Origin of the sequence: Oerskovia sp. NPDC060338 (assembly GCF_042726295.1) — a bacterium.
Lineage (GTDB): Bacteria > Actinomycetota > Actinomycetes > Actinomycetales > Cellulomonadaceae > Oerskovia > Oerskovia merdavium.
The window spans coordinates 129572-147141 of sequence record NZ_JBHXCQ010000007.1 but is presented as its reverse complement, the minus strand read 5'-3'; the positions used below and the strand labels follow the sequence as shown (position 1 = coordinate 147141).

Genomic DNA, 17570 nt, shown 5'->3' with positions numbered 1-17570 from the left:
CCCGTGCGCAGGACGCTAGCGGGCCGCCGGGACCGGGGGTTCCTCGGGGGTCTCGGCGGCCCCCTGCCCGACGGCGGCACCCGCCTCTCCCTCGACCGTCGCCCGGGTCGCTCCGCGTGCGGGCGCCGAGACGACCTGGATCGCGATCACCAGGACGGCCGCGACCAGGGCGATCACGAGGATCGTGCTGCCGCTCGGGTAGCGCGAGAACACCAGGACCGTCAGCGCTCCCGCGAGGACGAGCCCGACGAGCGGCCAGCGGAGCCTCGCGACCCAGATCTCGAACGGGTGCGGCGCGCGCCCACCGTCACCCGCGTGGCCACGGCTGACCGCGCGCACGGCCCAGTTGAAGCCGCTGCGCACCGCGACCGCCGACCGGCTGGACCCTGTGAGGTACGCCGCGAGCGCGACGACCAGGCCGAACGCGAAGACGGCCCGCAACGAGGTGCGCAGCGGGACGAGGACCGCGTCGATCAGGGCGGTCGCGGCCGAGGGCGACAGGGTGTCGGACGGCACCGCGCTCAGGTACAGCGACCGTCCGACCGTGATCCCGATCGCGAGGAGCGCCATGGCGACGATGTACGCGACGCCTGCCAGGACCACGGCGCGCCGACGACCGCCGCGCGGCGCGGCCCACACCGCGCAGACCGCGACCGCCAGCGAGAGCCAGGGCAGGACGTTCGCGGCCTTGTCCAGGAACGCGACCGCTCGCTGGGCCGTGACGACGTCGTCCGAGGTGAACAGCACGAACTGCGGGTTGATCGACGGAAGGTTCTCGACGAACGTGAAGCCGCGCGCCGAGAGCCGCTTGGTCACCTCGTCGATCATGGGGCCGAGCGAGAGCGTGACCTGACCGTTCGCGTCGGCCGTGACGGACGTCTCCCCCTCCCCCGTGAGCACCGAGACCAGGTTCTTGTGCGCCTGACGGTTCGCGACGATCCACAGCTCCTCGAACGTCGGGGAGGTCACCATGCGGTCGACCGTCGATCGGACGAACGACTCGCCCTGGCTCGCGAGCAGCGGGGCCAGACCCATGACCTGCGGCGGGAGGCGCTCGGCGTTCTGCGTGAGCGTCGTCAGTGCCTGGGTCGTGACCGACTCGAGGTCGATCCGGTCGAGGATCGCGTCGCTGACCTTGGTGCCGATCTCCGCCTGGATCGCCGGGTCCGAGCCCAGCGGGGTCACGGTCGCGACGTAGTGGTCGGTGTCGAGGATCTCGCCGCGCACGTAGCGGGCGAGGACCGAGCCGAGCATGAGGACCCCGGCCAGGACCAGGAGGACCGTCACCGCAGTCCAACGGACCCAGTGGCGGTGGGGGGCGGCGACGGCCGCGCCGGGCGACGGTGGGGGTGCACTCCGCTCGGCCCGCAGGCGCTGGACCTCGGCGCGCAGGGCCTCGAGCTCGGCGCGTTCGGGGTCGCTGATCGTGGGCTCGCTCGGGACGGTCGCCATCGTCTTCTCCTGTCAGCGCGGTGCTGGGTACATCCTCGCGCAGGAGGGAGGGGTGCGCTCGGGAAGACCGACGCCGCAGGGCCGGGCTCCTCCCGGAACCCGGCCCTGCGGCGTCGACCTCGCGCTCAGGGGCGCGCGCGCCCGCTCAGTAGCGGTAGTGCTCAGGCTTGTACGGCCCCTCGACCGGGATCCCGAGGTAGTCCGCCTGGCTCTTCGAGAGCTCGGTCAGGCGCACGCCCAGAGCATCGAGGTGCAGGCGCGCGACCTTCTCGTCGAGGACCTTGGGCAGGCGGTAGACCTGGCGCTCGTAGGTCCGCTCGCCCTCGGGGCGCTTGCTGTCCTCGAAGAGCTCGATCTGGCCGATGACCTGGTTCGAGAACGAGTTGCTCATGACGAACGACGGGTGGCCCGTCGCGTTGCCCAGGTTGAGCAGACGGCCCTCGGACAGGACGATGATCGAGCGCGGCTCCTCGTCGCCCGTGGCCGGGAACGTCCACTCGTGGACCTGCGGCTTGATCTCGGTGCGCGTGATGCCCGGGATCTGGGCCAGCCCCGCCATGTCGATCTCGTTGTCGAAGTGGCCGATGTTGCCGACGATCGCCTTGTTCTTCATCGCCGTCATGTGCTCGGCCGTGACCACGTCCTTGTTGCCCGTGGTCGTGATGAAGAAGTCGGCCTCGCCCAGGACGTCCTCGATGCGCGCGACCTGGTAGCCGTCCATCGCGGCCTGCAGCGCGCAGATCGGGTCGACCTCGGACACGATGACGCGCGCGCCCTGACCACGGAAGGCCTCTGCTGCGCCCTTGCCCACGTCGCCGTAGCCCGCGACGAACGCGACCTTGCCTCCCATGAGGACGTCGGTCGCGCGGTTGATGCCGTCGGGCAGCGAGTGGCGGATGCCGTACTTGTTGTCGAACTTCGACTTGGTGACCGAGTCGTTGACGTTGATCGCGGGGAACAGCAGCTCGCCCGACTCGGCGAGCTGGTACAGGCGGTGCACGCCCGTGGTGGTCTCCTCGGTCACGCCGAGCAGCTGCTCGGAGATACCGGTCCACCGCAGCGGGTCGGCGGCGAGCGCGCGGCGCAGGACCGAGCGCACGACGTTCATCTCGTGCGTGTGGTCCGGCTCGCCCGGCAGCGTGTCGGGGGGGACCGTGCCGAGGCGCTCGTACTGCAGGCCCAGGTGGACGAGCATCGTGGCGTCGCCGCCGTCGTCGAGGATGAGGTTCGCTCCCTCGTCGCCCGGCCACAGCAGGATCTGCTCGGTGCAGTCCCAGTACTCCTCGAGGCTCTCGCCCTTCCACGCGAAGACCGGGACGCCCTGGGGATCCTCGGGCGTGCCGTGCGGGCCGACGACGATGGCCGCGGCGGCCTCGTCCTGCGTCGAGAAGATGTTGCAGCTCGCCCAGCGCACCTGCGCACCGAGCGCGACGAGGGTCTCGATGAGGACGGCCGTCTGGACGGTCATGTGGAGCGAGCCCGCGATGCGCGCGCCGGCCAGGGGCTGCGACTCACCGAACTCGGCGCGCAGCGCCATGAGCCCGGGCATCTCGTGCTCGGCCAGGCGGATCTGGTGGCGACCCGCTTCGGCGAGGGACAGGTCGCGGACCTTGTAGCGGCCGGGGACCTCGTCGAAGGAGGCCTGGGCGGCGGGCGTGGCAGAAGACATGGTGCTCCGAACGACGGTTCTGACGGTGTCGCTCCAGACTACCGGGGGTGACTCGTCGGGCGCTGAAGGTGACCACGGGGAGCCCCGAGGGTGACGATCCTGGCCGCCCACGGTGACGGTCCCGGCCACTGATGGTGACCGGTGACTGCGCAGCCCGCTCGGGGCGGCCCCGCCGACGCGACGGGTGCGATCGGACGCACGGTCGAGCTGCGCCCAGGAGGCACCCCGTGCACAGCCCCCGTCCACGTCGCATCGTCCACAGCCGCCGCCGAGCCCCAGCACATCACGGGGCCGCGTTCGGCACGATCCCAGCCATGCGAAGAATCGACGACCACGGACAGCTCCTCCTGCGCTCGACCGACACCCGGGACCTCGTCCCGGCGCGCCTCGGCGGCCCACTCCTGCAACGTGTCGCACGAGACGTCGTCGCACCGGCCCGGCACTCCCTCACCTACGGCGACAGGGTCCGTGCAACCCGGTTCGCGCTCCCCTCCGACGCTGTCCTGTGCGGCACGACGGCTGCGTGGATCTACGGCGTGGACCAGACGAGCGCTGCACACGCGATCGAGGTCGGCGCCCGGCACGGCCGACGCGTCCGGTCGGTCGACGGCCGCTCGTCTCGCGGGCGCTCCTTCCACCCCGACGACGTGCAGGACTCCGACTGGGGCCTCGTCACGACGCCCGCTCGTACGGCGTACGACCTTGCTCGCGACCCCATGCTCCTGCGATCGGTCCCCCGTCTGGACGCGCTCGTACGGGCGACGACACTGGGGATCGCCGACGTCTGGCCGGTCGTCGAACGAAACCCGGGAGCCCGCTGGATCACGATGGTCCCCCGCGCGTTCGACCTCGTGGACGCGGGCGCGGAGTCGGTGCGGGAGTCGATGCTCCGCGTGCTCCTCGCGCTCGAGGGCTTTCCGCGACTCGTCGCGCAGCACGATCTCCACGACCTGGCCGGGTCGTTCGTGGCGCGGCTCGACCTGGCGAATCCCGAGCTCCGCGTCGGCATCGAGTACGACGGCGCCTATCACCTCGATCCCGACCAGGCGGCGAGGGACGGCGTCCGGCGAGAGCGGGTGCGCGCGAACGGGTGGCAGCTCCTGGTCGTCGACAGCACCCTGTTCAGTCGGCGCGAGGCCCTGTTCGCGGCGGTGGCCGCGCTGTTCGACCGAGCGAAGCTCCCGCGGTGGTGAGCGCCCGCCCCGCACCACAGGCGGCCCGACGGCGTCGCTCACCGTCACCTTCGACTCACCGACCCGTCGCCCTCAGCAGGCGAGGCGGTCGCCCTCGGCGGGGTAGGCGGTCGCCCTCGGCAGGCGAGGCGGTCGCCCTCAGCAGGCGGGGCGGTCGCCCCCGGCAGGCGAGGCGGTCGCCCTCGGCGGGCGCTGGCGTCGCGCCCGGCGGCGCGCCCCGTTCGCACGCACCGTTCAACTGTCCGCGCCCGCGCGCGATAACAAATCTGCTTGACCATTTCAAGATCACGAAGCAGTAACGATCCTGTGAATGGTCAAAACCGCGCGCTCGCAACGATTGAACAGTCAAGCATCTCCCCGGAAACCGCCATACACACCGTTCACTCGGTAGCAATTCGTCCTGGGATCGGGCAGGGTGCAGGAGACAGATCGACCTGTCCCGGCCCGGCGCCTCGCCGACCGGTGACAGGTCATGGCCCGCAGCGTCTCGCGGCGGCCGCCCTCCCGGGTGGCCCCCGGCAGCGGGCCACGATCCGGTGGACCGTGACGCGCCTGACGGCGCTGAGCGCACCGGGAGGTCGCTGCCAGGTCCCCCTGGCGCCCTCCCCGGAGCGTTCCGGAACCGCCACGACACGTGGAAGGTGGCGAACACCGCCAGCATGACGACCAGCAGCACGAGCACCAGCACCGACAGCAGCACCGGGCAGAGCACCGCGCCGGTCCTGCTCCCGGTCGAGACCGAGCCGTACCCCGGCGCCCACGGCGCCGCCGCCCTTCCCGACGACCGGCCCGTGGCCGTGAGCGTCCAGGGCGTCTACAAGGTCTTCGGCCGCCGCCCGCAGGAGGCCGTGCGCCGCCTCAAGGAGGGCGCGAGCCGCACCGACGTCAAGCCCCTCGGCACGGCCGCGGTCATCGACGCGAGCTTCGACGTCAAGCAGGGCGAGATCTTCGTGGTCATGGGCCTGTCCGGCTCGGGCAAGTCCACGCTCATCCGCATGCTCAACGGCCTGTGGAAGCCCACGGCTGGCCACGTCCTCCTGGGCGACGCCGACCTCGCGAACGTCAGCGCCAAGCAGCTGCGCGCCCTGCGCCGCAGCCGCGTGAGCATGGTGTTCCAGCACTTCGCCCTGCTCCCCCACCGCACGGTCCTGGACAACGCCGCCTACCCGCTCGAGATCCAGGGCATGGGCAAGGCCGAGCGCCGCGAGAAGGCGCAGCGGGCCCTCGACCTCGTGGGCCTCGGCGGCTGGCAGGACTCGCTGCCGTCGCAGCTCTCGGGCGGCATGCGCCAGCGCGTGGGCCTGGCCCGCGCCCTGGCCGCGGACACCGACGTGCTGCTCATGGACGAGGCGTTCTCCGCGCTCGACCCGCTCATCCGCCGCGAGATGCAGGAACAGCTCCTCGATCTCCAGCAAACTCTGGGCAAGACCATCATCTTCATCACCCACGACCTCAACGAGGCCATGCACCTGGGAGACCGGATCGCGGTCATGCGTGACGGTCGCACGGTCCAGATCGGCACGGCCGAGGAGATCCTCTCCGACCCCGCGAACGACTACGTCGCGCAGTTCGTCGCCGATGTCGACCGCACGCGCGTCCTGACCGCCTCGTCGGTCATGGTCCGCCCCACGGCGGTCGTCCCGCTCGGCGGCGGACCGCGCGTGGCGAGCCGCACCATGCGCGAGGCGCAGGTGTCGGCGGCCTACGTCGTCGACCGGCAGCGCGTCCTGCGAGGCGTCGTGCGCGACGACGACGCGGTCGCCCTCCTGAAGTCGGGCGGCGACCACACGAGCATAGAGTCGATCGTGCACGACGGCGTCGCCCCTGTGAGCGTCGACACCCCCCTCGCGGAGCTCTTCGCCCCCGCGGCCGAGTCGCCTCTTCCCGTCGCGGTCACCGACGACAGGAACCGCCTGGTCGGCGTGATCCCCCGCGTGACCCTGCTCGAGGCCATGGTGCCGCCCACGCTCGACGAGAGCGACGCCGTCGGGCCCGACGAGAACACGGACGACGGGCCTGCCCCTGGGACCGACGCAGCCGAGGGCGCGACCGCCCCGCACGACGCTGCCACGACGGAAGGAGCGAACGCATGAGCACCACCGACACGTTCGTCCCCCGCCTGCCGCTCGGCGACTGGGTCGACCTCTTCGTCACCTGGCTCATCGCGTCGTTCAAGCCGTTCTTCGCGGTCGTCAAGGACGTCCTGCTGTCCTGCTACGACTCCCTCGCGCTGGTCCTCCAAGGCCCGCCCTTCGTCGTCGTCGCGCTCGCGCTCGCGGCCCTCGCCTTCTTCGCCAAGGGCTGGCGCCTCGGCGTCACGGCCCTGGTCGGCTTCGTCGTGATCGCGAGCGTCGACCAGTGGGACAACGCCATGGACACCTTGGCACTCGTGCTCGTGGCCAGCGTGATCTCGCTCGCGATCGGCATCCCCCTGGGCATCTGGGCCGCCAGGAACGACACCGTCTCGCGCGTGGTGCGTCCTGTGCTCGACTTCATGCAGACCATGCCGGGGTTCGTCTACCTCATCCCGACCGTCATGATCTTCCTGACGGGCCCCGTCCCCGGCATCGTCGCGACCGTCGTGTTCGCCCTCGCCCCGGGCGTGCGCTTCACCGAGCTGGGCATCCGCCAGGTCGACTCCGAGGTCGTCGAGGCCGGCCACGCGTTCGGCTCGACCCCGCGCCGCATCCTGCGCCAGATCCAGCTCCCCCTCGCCATGCCGACCATCATGGCCGGCGTCAACCAGGTCATCATGCTCTCGCTCTCAATGGTCGTGATCGCCGGTCTGGTCGGCGCGGGCGGGCTCGGCGGCGACGTCGTCGGGGCGCTGCAGCGCGTCAACATCTCGCTCGGCTTCGAGGCCGGCCTGTCCGTGGTGATCCTCGCGATCTTCCTCGACCGCGTCACCTCGGCGCTCAGCACCCGCTCGCCCATCGCCAAGGCCCTCGCGGCCAGCGCGGTCTGAGCCCCGGCCCGGACGGGCCGGCACGTCTTCTGCACCACCACCAACCCAGGAGGGCACGGCCGCACCAGCGGCCCGCCCCCGAAGGAAGGACAGCATGTCTCCCGCACGTCACCACCAGGCTCGTCGTCGCACCGCGATCGTCGCCTCCTCGCTCGCGCTGGGGCTCGGGCTCGCAGCCTGCGCCTCGGGCGAGACAGGCTCCGGCTCGGCCGAGCCCAGCAAGGACATCACCATCGCGATCCACTCGGGCTGGGACGAGGGCATCGCGGTCTCGCACCTGTTCAAGGCGATCCTCGAGGACGAGGGCTACACGGTCCGCACCGAGACGGCCGACCCCGGCGTCGTCTACACGGGCATGGCGGGAGGCGACTTCGACGTCAACTTCGACATGTGGCTCCCCCTCACCCACGCCGACTACCTGGAGAAGTACGGGGACGACCTCGAGGACCTCGGCTACTGGTACGACGACGCCAAGCTGACCGTCGCCGTGAACGAGGACGCCCCCGTCGACAGCCTCGCCGACCTGGCCGCGAACGCCGACCTGTTCGACAACCGCATCGTCGGCATCGAGTCCGGCGCAGGCCTGACCCGCATCACGCAGGACGAGGCCATCCCGACCTACGGCCTGGACGACATGGACTTCGTCATCTCCTCGACGCCGGCCATGCTCGCCGAGCTCAAGAGCAAGACGGACGCGGGCGAGAACGTCGCGGTGACGCTGTGGCGCCCGCACTGGGCCTACGACGCGTTCCCCGTCAAGGACCTCGAGGACCCCGAGGGCGCCATGGGTGACGCCGAGAAGATCCACTCGGTCGCCCGCACCGGCTTCACCGAGGACCACCCCGACGTCGCGTCCTGGATCTCTGCGCTCACGCTGAGCGACGAGCAGCTCTTCTCGCTCGAGAACATCATGTTCAACGAGAACGAAGGCTCCGACAACGACGCCTCGGTGCGCGAGTGGCTCGAGGCCAACCCGACGTTCGTCGACGACCTGAAGGCCGCCGCGAAGGGCTGACCTCCGCTCCTCCGCCCTCACGACAGGCCGGCGCCCCCACGGGGTGCCGGCCTGTCGCGTTCGCCCGTACCTCGCCACAGGTTCAGACCTCGGCGCGCCGGCGGCCGGGCATCAGCTCCCTGGTGTCGCCGCGACGACCGGAGCGGTCCCCTCCGACGTGGTGCTGCCCTTGCGGAACCCCGCCAGCTCAGCGGTCACCCGGACCGAGAGGCTCCTGCCGACGTCGGCTCGGACAGGCTGGTAGGTCGCGCTCGTAGCCCCCTTGACGGCCCTACCGTCGCGGAGCCACTGGTACCTGACGGCCGTAGGCGCGGACGGCTCGAAGGCCCCCTCGAGGGTCCAGATGCCCGACGTCACGGCCAGCTCCGCGCCCACGACCGGCGTTCCCGAGACGGCCGAGGCCTCGGTGACCTCGAGGCGAGGCACCGGGATCTTGATGTTCACACCCTTGACGGGTGCGCAGCGGGGGACGTCGAGGCGCGTGCGCTCGGGTTCTGTCGCGCCGCCGCCCAGGAACACCTTGCCCCACAACGCCGGCCCCGAGTCGGAGAAGTAGTCCACAGCGACGTGGTAACGCCCGGGAAGCAGGCCAGTGACCGAGTACGTCCCGTCCGGGGCGACGATGGCCTGGCGCGTCGCGACGTCCGGGTTCTCGTCGTCGTAGACCGTGACAGTCCCGGACGTGGGACGCCATCCGGTCAGCTTCCCGCTGACAGAAGCACACTCACGCAGCTCGACGTCGACGTCCGAGGTGATCTCGCCCGCGGTCAGCAGCACCGGCGACGCCTCGGCGACCGTGGTCACCCCCTGGGCCTTGGTCGCCGAGAAGTACGTCGCGGCGTACCGAGAGATGCCGCTCTGCCGGTTGACGCCGATCCGGTAGGTCCCAGGGGCCGACGAGCGCAGGGAGTACGCCCCGTCTGCGCCGAGCCCCCAGTCCGCCGCGACCTGCCCTGGCCAGCCGACGATCTCTCCGTCCGCGGAGTGGAGCGTGAACGAGTAGTACTCCGAGGTTCCGCCGACACCGGTGAGCCGCCCCGAGAACCCTCCTGTCTCGCCGACGGTGACGTCGAGGCCGAGCGTCCCGGTCGAGACCCGCGTCGCGTCCACGACGTCCGGTACCAGGGTGGCTGTCCCGTCGTCCGCGATTCGGACGTAGCCACCGAGATAGCGCGGGTCGCTGTAGCTCGAGACGAACAAGACGAAGTCAGCACCGATCTCGAGCCCGTCGAACGCGAACTTCCCACGGTTGAGGGTCGGGGAGGAGCCTGCCCACTCACCCGACCCGCTCTTCAGCAGCTGGACGTACAGGCCGTCGATCCCCACCCCGGCGGCGTCGTGGAGCGTCCCGTCGACCCGTGGAGAGGGGCGGAGGCGGACGGTGACGCCGGACGTACCCCCACGCACCGAGGTCGCTCCCGCGAGGTCGCCCTGCGTGATCCAGGTCCCGTCCTCGAACGTGAGGTACTGCGGGGTGTTGACGCCCGGCTGGCCTACAACCGACAGGACGTGGTCGGTGCGGGTGCTGACCCCCTCGATCACGAACGTACCGTCTTCTCCGACGAGCGCGCTCGACGACTCGTCGGGAGCGCTGGCCACGACCGCCGTTCCAGCCGCGGCCCGGCCTACCGAGTCCAGCACGCTGCCCTGGATCGTCGAGGGTGCCTCGAGGCGGACATCACCGAGGGCAGTCGTCTCGGAGAAGACCTGGGCGCGCGAACGATCCCGGGTGAGCCAGGCCTCTCCTCCGGCACTCACGACGAAGCCTCCGAGGTACGTCGCGGTCGAGTCGTGCACCGCGACCTCGTAGGCAGTCGTCGGATCGAGACCGGCGAGGCGGAACGTCCCGTCCTCCGCCGTCCAGGTCCCGGCGGGACTCGTCCGGTCGGCGACGTCGTGCACCTGGACCAGGACGCCTGCGACCGGCTGACTCTCCGGGGAGACGAGCCTGCCGCTCAGGCTCAACGAGGATGCGACCTGCACAGACTGGGTCGTCGACGATCCGGGGGGCACCGGGTCCGTGGCCGCGACCGCTCCGGTCGGCAGAAGGACCGCGAGCGCCAGGGCGGCAGCGAGGGTCCTGCCGCCGGCGCGACGGGCGAGGTGTCCCCGGCGAGCTCGGCGCTCGACCGATCGGGTCCGTGGTGGGAGGGGCATCGATGCTCCGTTCGTTCGGATCCGTCGCGCACCGATGCGGACGGACGCGCACAGTGTGTCGGAGAATGCCGGGAACGCACAATTCGTTTGTCCGAGTCTGGGTGGATATGCGACGCGATTCCCTCCCGTGAGGAGCCACTAGTCTCGTCCGGTGCCTCCACACGCTGCCCGGCTCTCGGTCCCACGCCGTACCGCCCTCGTCGGTGCGCTGCTCACAGCCGTGCGTGACGGCCGCGCGGCGCTCGTGCTGATGACCTGTGTCCCGCTCGTCCTCCTGCCAGGGGGCCTCGACCGGTTCACGCTCCCGAAGCTCGCGGTCGCGGCGTGCGCAGTCATGACCGCGGTCCCCGTGGCCCGGCGTGGCACGCTCCCGCGGGCGGTCGTCGTCCTGCTCGGCCTGGGCGCGGTCTGGCTGATGGTGGCCGCCCTCGCCTCCGACGCACCGTTGGCACAGGCCGTCGGACGGTGGCCTCGCTACGAAGGACTCGTCGCCCTGCCCGTGTACGTAGGCGTCGCCTGGGCCGGGGCGCGCGTCCTCGGACCGGGCGCCCCCGACAGGGTGATCTTCGCGTGGACAAGGATGCTCTCGGTCGCATCGGTCCTCCTCGGCGCAGTGAGCGTCCTCGAGGCGACCGGTCAGCGCCCGACGGGGGGCGACGTCTCCCGCCCCGGTGCGCTGCTGGGCAACGCGACCGACCAGGGCATCTGCGGGATGGTCCTGGTCGCACTCCTCCTGCCGTTCGTCGTCTCGACCCCGGCGACCCCTCCGCACGACGTCCGGGACAAGCCTGTCCGCGCCCTCCCGCTCGTCGGCGTGCTCAGCGCGGTCACCGTGATCGTGGTGTCCGGGTCACGAGCTGCGCTGATGGGAACCGTGGTCGTCGGCGCTGTCCTCGCGATCGCACCTCGGCTACGGTCGCGTGGGTCGGCGCTCTTCCCTCCTCGGCACTCGCCCGTGACTGCCCTGGTGCCGCTCATGGCACCCTGCATGGCACTGTTGGGCGCCTTGCTCCTCCCCGCCTCACGCGACAGGCTCACGGGCGCGGACCCGCTCGCCGCGACGACCATCGGTGGCCGTGCCGACCTCTGGCTTTCCTTGGTGCGCCTGGTCGCGGACCGCCCCCTCGTCGGCGCTGGGCCCAGCGGTCTCGTCGACGCCTACCCGGGCCAGCGGTCCGAGGCCGCCACGTTCTCCTCGGCTCCGGCTCTGGTCCTGGACTCGGCGCACGCCTGGCCGCTCCAGGCCGCCGTCTCGGGCGGTGTCCCGATGCTCCTGGGCGCGCTCGCCCTCGCGCTGACCGTGCTCGTCGTCGGGAGCCGCGCCGCCTGCTCGGAGAACGCTCGGACCGTCGCGCACCCGTGGGGACCTCAGGACACTCGGACCCTGCTCGTCCACGGATCGTTCGCGGCCGTGGTCGGCGCGTCCTTCGCCCTCTTCACGCACTTCACGACGATCGGCACGGTCGCGCTCGTGGGCCTCGCCGCAGGAGCGCTGGTCTCAGGCCCGCAGGACGTGCGAAGCAAGAGTGCACCCGAGGCCTCCTCGGTGCGTCGGAAGCCATGGAAGGCACCGCTCGTCCTGGCCACGGGCGGACTGCTCTGTGCGGCGCTGGTCCTTGCATCGGCCGCTGAGATCCCCCTCGCCCGCGCGGTGACAGCCGCGGCGGCCGGCGACGTCGACGACTCGGAGTCCGCATTCGACCTCGCGCAGACCCTCCGCCCCTGGGACCGAGACGTCCCCCTGATCGCCGCGCAGACCTTCTCGGCCGGGGCAGAGGTCGGGCACGAGCCGTCTGCACGAGCGACCGTCACGTGGGCGGGGCGCGCCCTCGCGAGCCATCCGTCGTCCTCCGAGGCTCGTCTCTCGCTCGCGCTCGGGCACCTCGCGCTGGGCGAGCCGCAGGTGACCGGGACCCTGCTCGACGAAGTCCTCGAGCGTGGCGAGGACCCCCGGGCGCGGCTCCTGCGGGGAGTCGCCGCGGCTCGTACGGGAGAGCTCGACCTCGCCCGCGAGCACCTCGACGTCGCCGTGCAGAATCCCATGACCGCCGACCTCGCACGCCAGAACCTCGCGGTGCTCGAGTCAGCGGCAGGCACGAGGCCCCGGTCCTGATCACGGGTGCTTCGTCGTGCCCAGGCCCACGACGACGGAGACCGACCTCGGCTGCGGGAGACAGCCGGTGCCATCGGCTGAGCGCAGGACTTCGGCCGGGCGGGAGAAGCCTCGGCCACCCGCACTGCGCGACGCAGGTCCGGCTCGAGATGGATGGGCGCGCGATGGGGATGGCCCTGCCGTGCGGATGACCGACGGCCACGACTGCTGACGGGCACCCACTGCCGCTCGGTGATGGGATGGTGGTCCTACCAGTTGGGCCACGCCTCGTTCAGCACGAACAGACTGCCGACCGCGAACAAGCACGATCGAGACGATGACCGCGTAGACGTAGGCGGGGCCGACGGGATTCTGCTCGGCCCTCGCCACGCGAACACGCACGGGAACCCGAGAGGAAGGGTAGCCCCAGGAGAACAGGTGAGCCCGGTGGCCGCCCCCGAAGGGCCCCGGGCTCACGGCGAAGGGCGTCGGCGCCAGGCCCTACAGAGCCCGCGCGTCGCCCTCCAGCAGCACGGGGATCCCGTCACGTACGGGATAGGCGAGCGGGCGCTCGGTGTCCGTCGAGTGGAGCTCGGGGCTCCCGTCGGGGCCTGTGCCCTCGACGAGGGTCGCGCCGGTCACGGGGCAGCGCAGCGCCTCGCGTACCCAGGCGTCGAGGGTCACGGATCCACCCGTGGGGGCGCCCGCCGTCGTGTCCTTGCTCATGTGCTCGACCTCAGTTCTCGTTCTCGGTGGCGCGCACGAGCGACAGGACGTCGTCGCGCACCTTTTCCATGATGTCCTCGTCGGCGGCCTCGACGTTGAGCCGCAGGAGCGGCTCGGTGTTGGACGCACGGAGGTTGAACCACCACTGCGGGTGGGAGTCCCAGTGGGAGACCGTGAGGCCGTCGAGCTCGTCGACCACGACGGGCCCTGCGCCCTCCTCGGTCACGTACGCCTGCACGACACGGGCCCGCGCGGCCGGGACGTCGGCCACCTCGGAGTTGATCTCCCCGCTTGACGTGTACGGCTCGTAGACCTCGCCGAGCGCCGAGAGCGGGTGCTCCTGACCGCCGAGCGCCGCGAGCACGTGCATCGCCGCGAGCATGCCCGTGTCGGCGAAGAAGAAGTCGCGGAAGTAGTAGTGGGCGCTGTGCTCGCCGCCGAACACCGCGTCGTTGTCGGCCATCTGCGCCTTGATGAAGGAGTGCCCCACGCGCGTCCGGACGACCTTCGCCCCGGCCGCGGACATGAAGTCCGGCACCGCGCGCGAGGTGATGAGGTTGTGGATGATCGTCGGGACCCGCCCGGCGGCCTTCTCGCGCTCGACCTCGCGCAGCCCGACCAGCGCCGTGATCGCGGACGGCGACACGGGGTCGCCGTGCTCGTCGATCACGAAGCAGCGGTCGGCGTCGCCGTCGAACGCGAGGCCCAGGTCCGCGTCGTGCTCGACGACCGCGGCCTGCAGGTCCACCAGGTTCTTGGGGTCGAGCGGGTTGGCCTCGTGGTTCGGGAACGAGCCGTCGAGCTCGAAGTACAGGGGCACGACGTCGAGCGGCAGCGCCTCGAGGCCCGCCGCGGTCCCGAGGACCGCGGGAGCGGTGTAGCCGCCCATGCCGTTGCCCGCGTCGACGACGACCTTGAGCGGGCGGATGCCGCGCAGGTCCACGAGCGAGCGCAGGAACGCCGCATAGTCCGCGAGCATGTCGCGGTCGGTGATCTCTCCCCGCTCCTCCACCGGGGCGGGCAGCTCGCCGTCGAGGTATTCCTGGGCGAGCTCGCGCACCGCGACCAGACCCGAGTCCTGCCCGACGGGGCGCGCGCCGGCACGGCACAGCTTGATGCCGTTGTAGACGGCGGGGTTGTGCGAGGCCGTGAACATGGCGCCCGGGACGTCCAGAGCCCCCGACGCGTAGTACAGCCCGTCGGTCGAGCACAGCCCGATCCGGATCACGTCCACGCCCGCGTCGGCAAGGCCCTGCGCGAACGCGTCGACGAGCTCGGGTCCGCTGTCGCGCATGTCCCGCCCGACGGCGACGCGCGGGACGGCGTCCGGCTCACCGGGGCTCGCCTCGGGCAGCACGACGACGCGCGCGAACGCAGCGCCGATCGCTCGGGCCACCTGGGGGTTGAACTGGTCCGGGACGGTACCTCGGACGTCGTAGGCCTTGATCAGCTGGGTCAGGTCGATGGGCACCGGTTCAGCCTAGCCGGGACGGCAGGACCCTGCGTTCAGTCGCCCTCGGCGCGCAGGACCCGCAGATGACCTCGGCGCCCGACCTCGGTGACGTCGTCGGGCTCTGCGCCTCGACGCGTGCGGCCCGCCTCGCGGACGGCCTCGGCCAGCGCGGACAGGTCGTCGTCGCTGGGCCCGGTCTCGACGAAGTGCTGTGTCAGCCGGACGACCTCCCACCCTCGGGGAGCCGTGAGCCGCTCGGCGTGCTCGGCGCAGAGATCGTAGCTGTGGGGCTCGGCCATGTGGGCGAGGGGCCCGAGCACGGCGGTCGAGTCCGCGTAGACGTAGGTGAGGGTCGCCACCGACGCGCGGGTGCATGCGGTGCGCGAGCACTGTCTGACGGATCTCACGCGCTGACACTACGCCCTGCACGATGGTCGCGATGCCATACACGCCGATCCCCGTCCTCGCGACCGGTCGCCCCGGGCACGGCACGCTGCCGTCCTCTAGGCTCGGAGACGTGCCCGCCCACCCCTCGCCCTCCCCGTCTCCCACCCCGCACGGGCGCCGTCGACGTCCCGAGCGCACTGCGTCCGACGCACCCGCACCCCTCGTGGCGTCGCTGCGCATCCCGGCCCGCGGGCCGGACCTCAACGACTCCGGGCCGCACCCGCGTCGCCGCGACCGGCGCGGCCGCGGGATCCGCGGCCCTCTGCTCCCGCCGTCGGCACCCGCCAACCGCACGCGCGGCGAGAAGTTCGACGCGCACGTGATCGCCACGATCGCCCTGCTCGAGCGCAGCTGGTCCAAGCAGCTGCACGGCACCGAGTTCGCGGTCGAGGACGTCCCGCCCTCCGACCCCGCGCCCTGGGAGGACGCCGGGGTGCCGCTCGGTCGGTACTTCCCCGCCGACTCCGGGCAGCCCGCCCGGATCGTCGTCTACCGGCGCCCCATCGAGTCCCGGGCGTTCGACGACGACGACACGGCCGACCTGGTGCGCGACGTCGTCGTGGAGCAGGTCGCGCACATGCTCGCGCGCACTCCCGAGGAGATCGACCCGCGGTACCAGGGCGGGCACTGAGCGGGTCGCCGACCGGACTCAGTCGGGCAGGCCCGCGGTGCTCGTGGCGCGGACCGCGACCGTGCCCTGGCTCGACGCGGGCGGCACCGGGACGAGCACCGACACCAGCGTGCCGGGCGCTCCCTCGTCCGCGTCCGCCACGGGCGACCCCGCGCTCGCGAGCACCGACCAGACGAGGGTCGGACCGTCCTGGGGAGATCCCGCCGACTTCTCGCTCGCGTCGAGCGTGAGGACGGCGGGCTCCTTACCGTCGCCGATCGCGAGCGCGTCAAGACTCGTCGTCGTCCCCGCCTCGACAGCGAGAACGGTCTCGCCCAGCAGGGCACCATCGGCTCCGTACGCGCGCAGCGTCCCGCTGAACGTTCCCGTCGGCGCCGCATCGTCGCCGCGCACCGAGGGTACCGCTCCCACCCGCACGACGCTGTTGGTGCCGGGGACGAGCGTCACGGTCCCGCGGTCGGTCGTCCGGGCCGCGGTGGGCTCGACCGTCTCCCTGCCGGCACCGTCGGCCGACAAGTCGTCCTCGGCTGCTGCCGAGAGCGCGTCGAGCGCGGTCGCCGCGACCCACGCGCGGTCGACCTGCGGGGTGTCGTCGAGCGAGTCGGGGACCGGGTCTCCGGCACGCGCCTGGAAGGCACCGGCCACGACCGGCACGGTCGAGTCCACTGCGACGGTGTAGTCCCCTGCGGGCAAGCCACCGAGCGACACGTCCGTGACCGCGCCGGGGGCGAGGTCCTGCTCCTCGCCACCTCGCAACCGCACGCGGCCGTCGGCACCGTAGACCGTCACGGTCGCGCTTCCCGCCTCGGACCCCGGCGCGAGCAGGCGCAGCTGGGGCGCCCAGGGGTCCTCGACGGACTCGCCGGCGCTCGTGACGCCGAGCGCGAGGGCCGTGGTCGGCTCGGCACCGGGGACCACGAAGTCGACCCCGACCGGCACCAGGCCGTCGAGGGTGCTGTGCTGCAGGTAGGCCGCGACCGTCCCTCCCGTGGACTCGACGTGAACGGCCAGGCGGCGCTGCTCGGGAGCGACCGCCTCGACGAGGGTCACGACCTCCTCTCCGGGCGGGACGAGGTACTGCCCACCCCCGCTGAGGACGACGGGTCCGCCCGGCCCCCAGATGCTCAGGCGCACCGTGGCGGGCGTTCGTCCGGGGTTCTGGAGCACGAGCTGGGCGCTGCTGCCGACCTCGGTGCTCCCCCCGACGAGCCACTGGCTGATGTCGGGCACCGCGCAGCTCGCTGCCGCCAGGCCTCGGAGGTCCCCGGCGGTCGTCACCGAGCCCACCGACGCCGCGACCCTGGTGTCGACCGGGGTGCCTGCACCGACGCGAAGCACCTCGCCGTCCGTCACGTCGGCCAGCGAGACGATCGTCGCGCCTTCCCCCTCCTCGAGCGGCGACGCGTCCAGCGCGTCGAGGCCCGTGAGGTTCACAGGGGTGTCCCCCGGGTTCGCCGAGCCTGTCCCCGCGCCGCCGACCACGGCCGCGCGCAGGGCGGTCGTGGTCTCGACGGGAGCGGCGCCGAACTGCGCGTCACCCACCTGCGCCGTGTCCGCGAGACGCACGGGTGCGGGGCACACGAGCACGCGCTCGGGTGTCGTCGCCTCGATCTGCTCGACGTCGGTCGAGGCGGCGCCGGGCGCGGCACCCCAACCCTCGGGCACGCCGACTGCCGCCACGACCCCCGTGAGCGCGACGGCCACGAGCCCCGTGGAGATGGTCGCGACGCGGCGCAGGGCGGCGCGCGGGCGCGAGCGTCTGGTGGTCAC

The 17570-nt window shown here is 72.0% G+C and carries 13 protein-coding genes; 6 read left to right on the top strand and 7 right to left on the bottom strand.

Annotated features, from left to right (window positions below; all coding sequences use genetic code 11):
* Positions 1-15: 15 nt before the first annotated feature.
* Positions 16-1452 (bottom strand): hypothetical protein, encoded by a 1437-nt coding sequence (locus tag ACFWGN_RS10490; protein ID WP_377616794.1) that lies wholly within the window; start codon positions 1450-1452, stop codon positions 16-18.
* A gap of 145 nt (positions 1453-1597) precedes the next feature.
* The gene (gene ahcY, locus ACFWGN_RS10485) at positions 1598-3121 is read right to left on the bottom strand and encodes an adenosylhomocysteinase (RefSeq protein ID WP_377616793.1); all 1524 of its coding nucleotides are present in this window, start codon (positions 3119-3121) and stop codon (positions 1598-1600) included.
* Between the two features lie 314 nt (positions 3122-3435).
* On the opposite strand from ahcY, the gene ACFWGN_RS10480 reads away from it, so the two are divergent.
* From ACFWGN_RS10480 to ACFWGN_RS10465, 4 genes are all read left to right on the top strand, one after another.
* Positions 3436-4314 (top strand): hypothetical protein, encoded by an 879-nt coding sequence (locus tag ACFWGN_RS10480; RefSeq protein WP_377616792.1) that lies wholly within the window; start codon positions 3436-3438, stop codon positions 4312-4314.
* A 659-nt stretch (positions 4315-4973) separates the two neighbouring features.
* Positions 4974-6407 carry a glycine betaine/L-proline ABC transporter ATP-binding protein gene (locus tag ACFWGN_RS10475; RefSeq protein ID WP_377616791.1) on the top strand — a complete coding sequence of 478 codons (1434 nt, stop codon included), beginning with the start codon at positions 4974-4976 and terminating at the stop codon, positions 6405-6407.
* Positions 6404-7279 (top strand): ABC transporter permease, encoded by an 876-nt coding sequence (locus ACFWGN_RS10470; protein WP_377616790.1) that lies wholly within the window; start codon positions 6404-6406, stop codon positions 7277-7279. Before ACFWGN_RS10475 ends, ACFWGN_RS10470 begins: the two co-directional genes overlap by 4 nt.
* A gap of 94 nt (positions 7280-7373) precedes the next feature.
* The gene (locus ACFWGN_RS10465) at positions 7374-8294 is read left to right on the top strand and encodes a glycine betaine ABC transporter substrate-binding protein (protein WP_377616789.1); all 921 of its coding nucleotides are present in this window, start codon (positions 7374-7376) and stop codon (positions 8292-8294) included.
* Between the two features lie 111 nt (positions 8295-8405).
* Here the strand turns inward: ACFWGN_RS10465 and ACFWGN_RS10460 are convergent, their stop codons facing one another.
* Positions 8406-10277, bottom strand: a complete 1872-nt coding sequence (locus ACFWGN_RS10460) for a carboxypeptidase-like regulatory domain-containing protein (protein ID WP_377616788.1) — start codon at positions 10275-10277, stop codon at positions 8406-8408.
* A 325-nt stretch (positions 10278-10602) separates the two neighbouring features.
* Between ACFWGN_RS10460 and ACFWGN_RS10455 the strand changes: the two genes are divergently transcribed.
* The gene (locus ACFWGN_RS10455) at positions 10603-12564 is read left to right on the top strand and encodes an O-antigen ligase family protein (RefSeq protein ID WP_377616787.1); all 1962 of its coding nucleotides are present in this window, start codon (positions 10603-10605) and stop codon (positions 12562-12564) included.
* A 480-nt stretch (positions 12565-13044) separates the two neighbouring features.
* Here ACFWGN_RS10455 and ACFWGN_RS10450 read toward each other — a convergent pair whose 3' ends face one another.
* The 3 genes from ACFWGN_RS10450 to ACFWGN_RS10440 are packed head-to-tail and all read right to left on the bottom strand — an operon-like array spanning position 13045 to position 15129.
* Positions 13045-13269, bottom strand: a complete 225-nt coding sequence (locus ACFWGN_RS10450) for a Trm112 family protein (protein ID WP_377616786.1) — start codon at positions 13267-13269, stop codon at positions 13045-13047.
* A gap of 10 nt (positions 13270-13279) precedes the next feature.
* The gene (locus ACFWGN_RS10445) at positions 13280-14740 is read right to left on the bottom strand and encodes a phosphomannomutase/phosphoglucomutase (protein ID WP_377616785.1); all 1461 of its coding nucleotides are present in this window, start codon (positions 14738-14740) and stop codon (positions 13280-13282) included.
* Positions 14741-14775: 35 nt separating this feature from the next.
* A complete protein-coding gene (locus tag ACFWGN_RS10440) occupies positions 14776-15129 on the bottom strand; it encodes a DUF3499 domain-containing protein (RefSeq protein ID WP_377616784.1) in 354 nt (117 codons plus the stop codon).
* Positions 15130-15161: 32 nt separating this feature from the next.
* On the opposite strand from ACFWGN_RS10440, the gene ACFWGN_RS10435 reads away from it, so the two are divergent.
* A complete protein-coding gene (locus ACFWGN_RS10435; protein ID WP_377616783.1) occupies positions 15162-15800 on the top strand; it encodes a metallopeptidase family protein in 639 nt (212 codons plus the stop codon).
* A gap of 18 nt (positions 15801-15818) precedes the next feature.
* Here the strand turns inward: ACFWGN_RS10435 and ACFWGN_RS10430 are convergent, their stop codons facing one another.
* Positions 15819-17570 (bottom strand): DUF5719 family protein, encoded by a 1752-nt coding sequence (locus ACFWGN_RS10430; RefSeq protein ID WP_377616782.1) that lies wholly within the window; start codon positions 17568-17570, stop codon positions 15819-15821.

Coding starts and splice junctions, on each gene's coding strand:
- ACFWGN_RS10465 (WP_377616789.1), top strand. CDS start 7,374: ATGTCTCCCGCACGTCACCACCAGGCTCGTCGTCGCACCGCGATCGTC.
- ACFWGN_RS10480 (WP_377616792.1), top strand. CDS start 3,436: ATGCGAAGAATCGACGACCACGGACAGCTCCTCCTGCGCTCGACCGAC.
- ACFWGN_RS10435 (WP_377616783.1), top strand. CDS start 15,162: ATGCCATACACGCCGATCCCCGTCCTCGCGACCGGTCGCCCCGGGCAC.
- ACFWGN_RS10490 (WP_377616794.1), bottom strand. CDS start 1,452: ATGGCGACCGTCCCGAGCGAGCCCACGATCAGCGACCCCGAACGCGCC.
- ahcY (WP_377616793.1), bottom strand. CDS start 3,121: ATGTCTTCTGCCACGCCCGCCGCCCAGGCCTCCTTCGACGAGGTCCCC.
- ACFWGN_RS10475 (WP_377616791.1), top strand. CDS start 4,974: ATGACGACCAGCAGCACGAGCACCAGCACCGACAGCAGCACCGGGCAG.
- ACFWGN_RS10470 (WP_377616790.1), top strand. CDS start 6,404: ATGAGCACCACCGACACGTTCGTCCCCCGCCTGCCGCTCGGCGACTGG.
- ACFWGN_RS10450 (WP_377616786.1), bottom strand. CDS start 13,269: ATGAGCAAGGACACGACGGCGGGCGCCCCCACGGGTGGATCCGTGACC.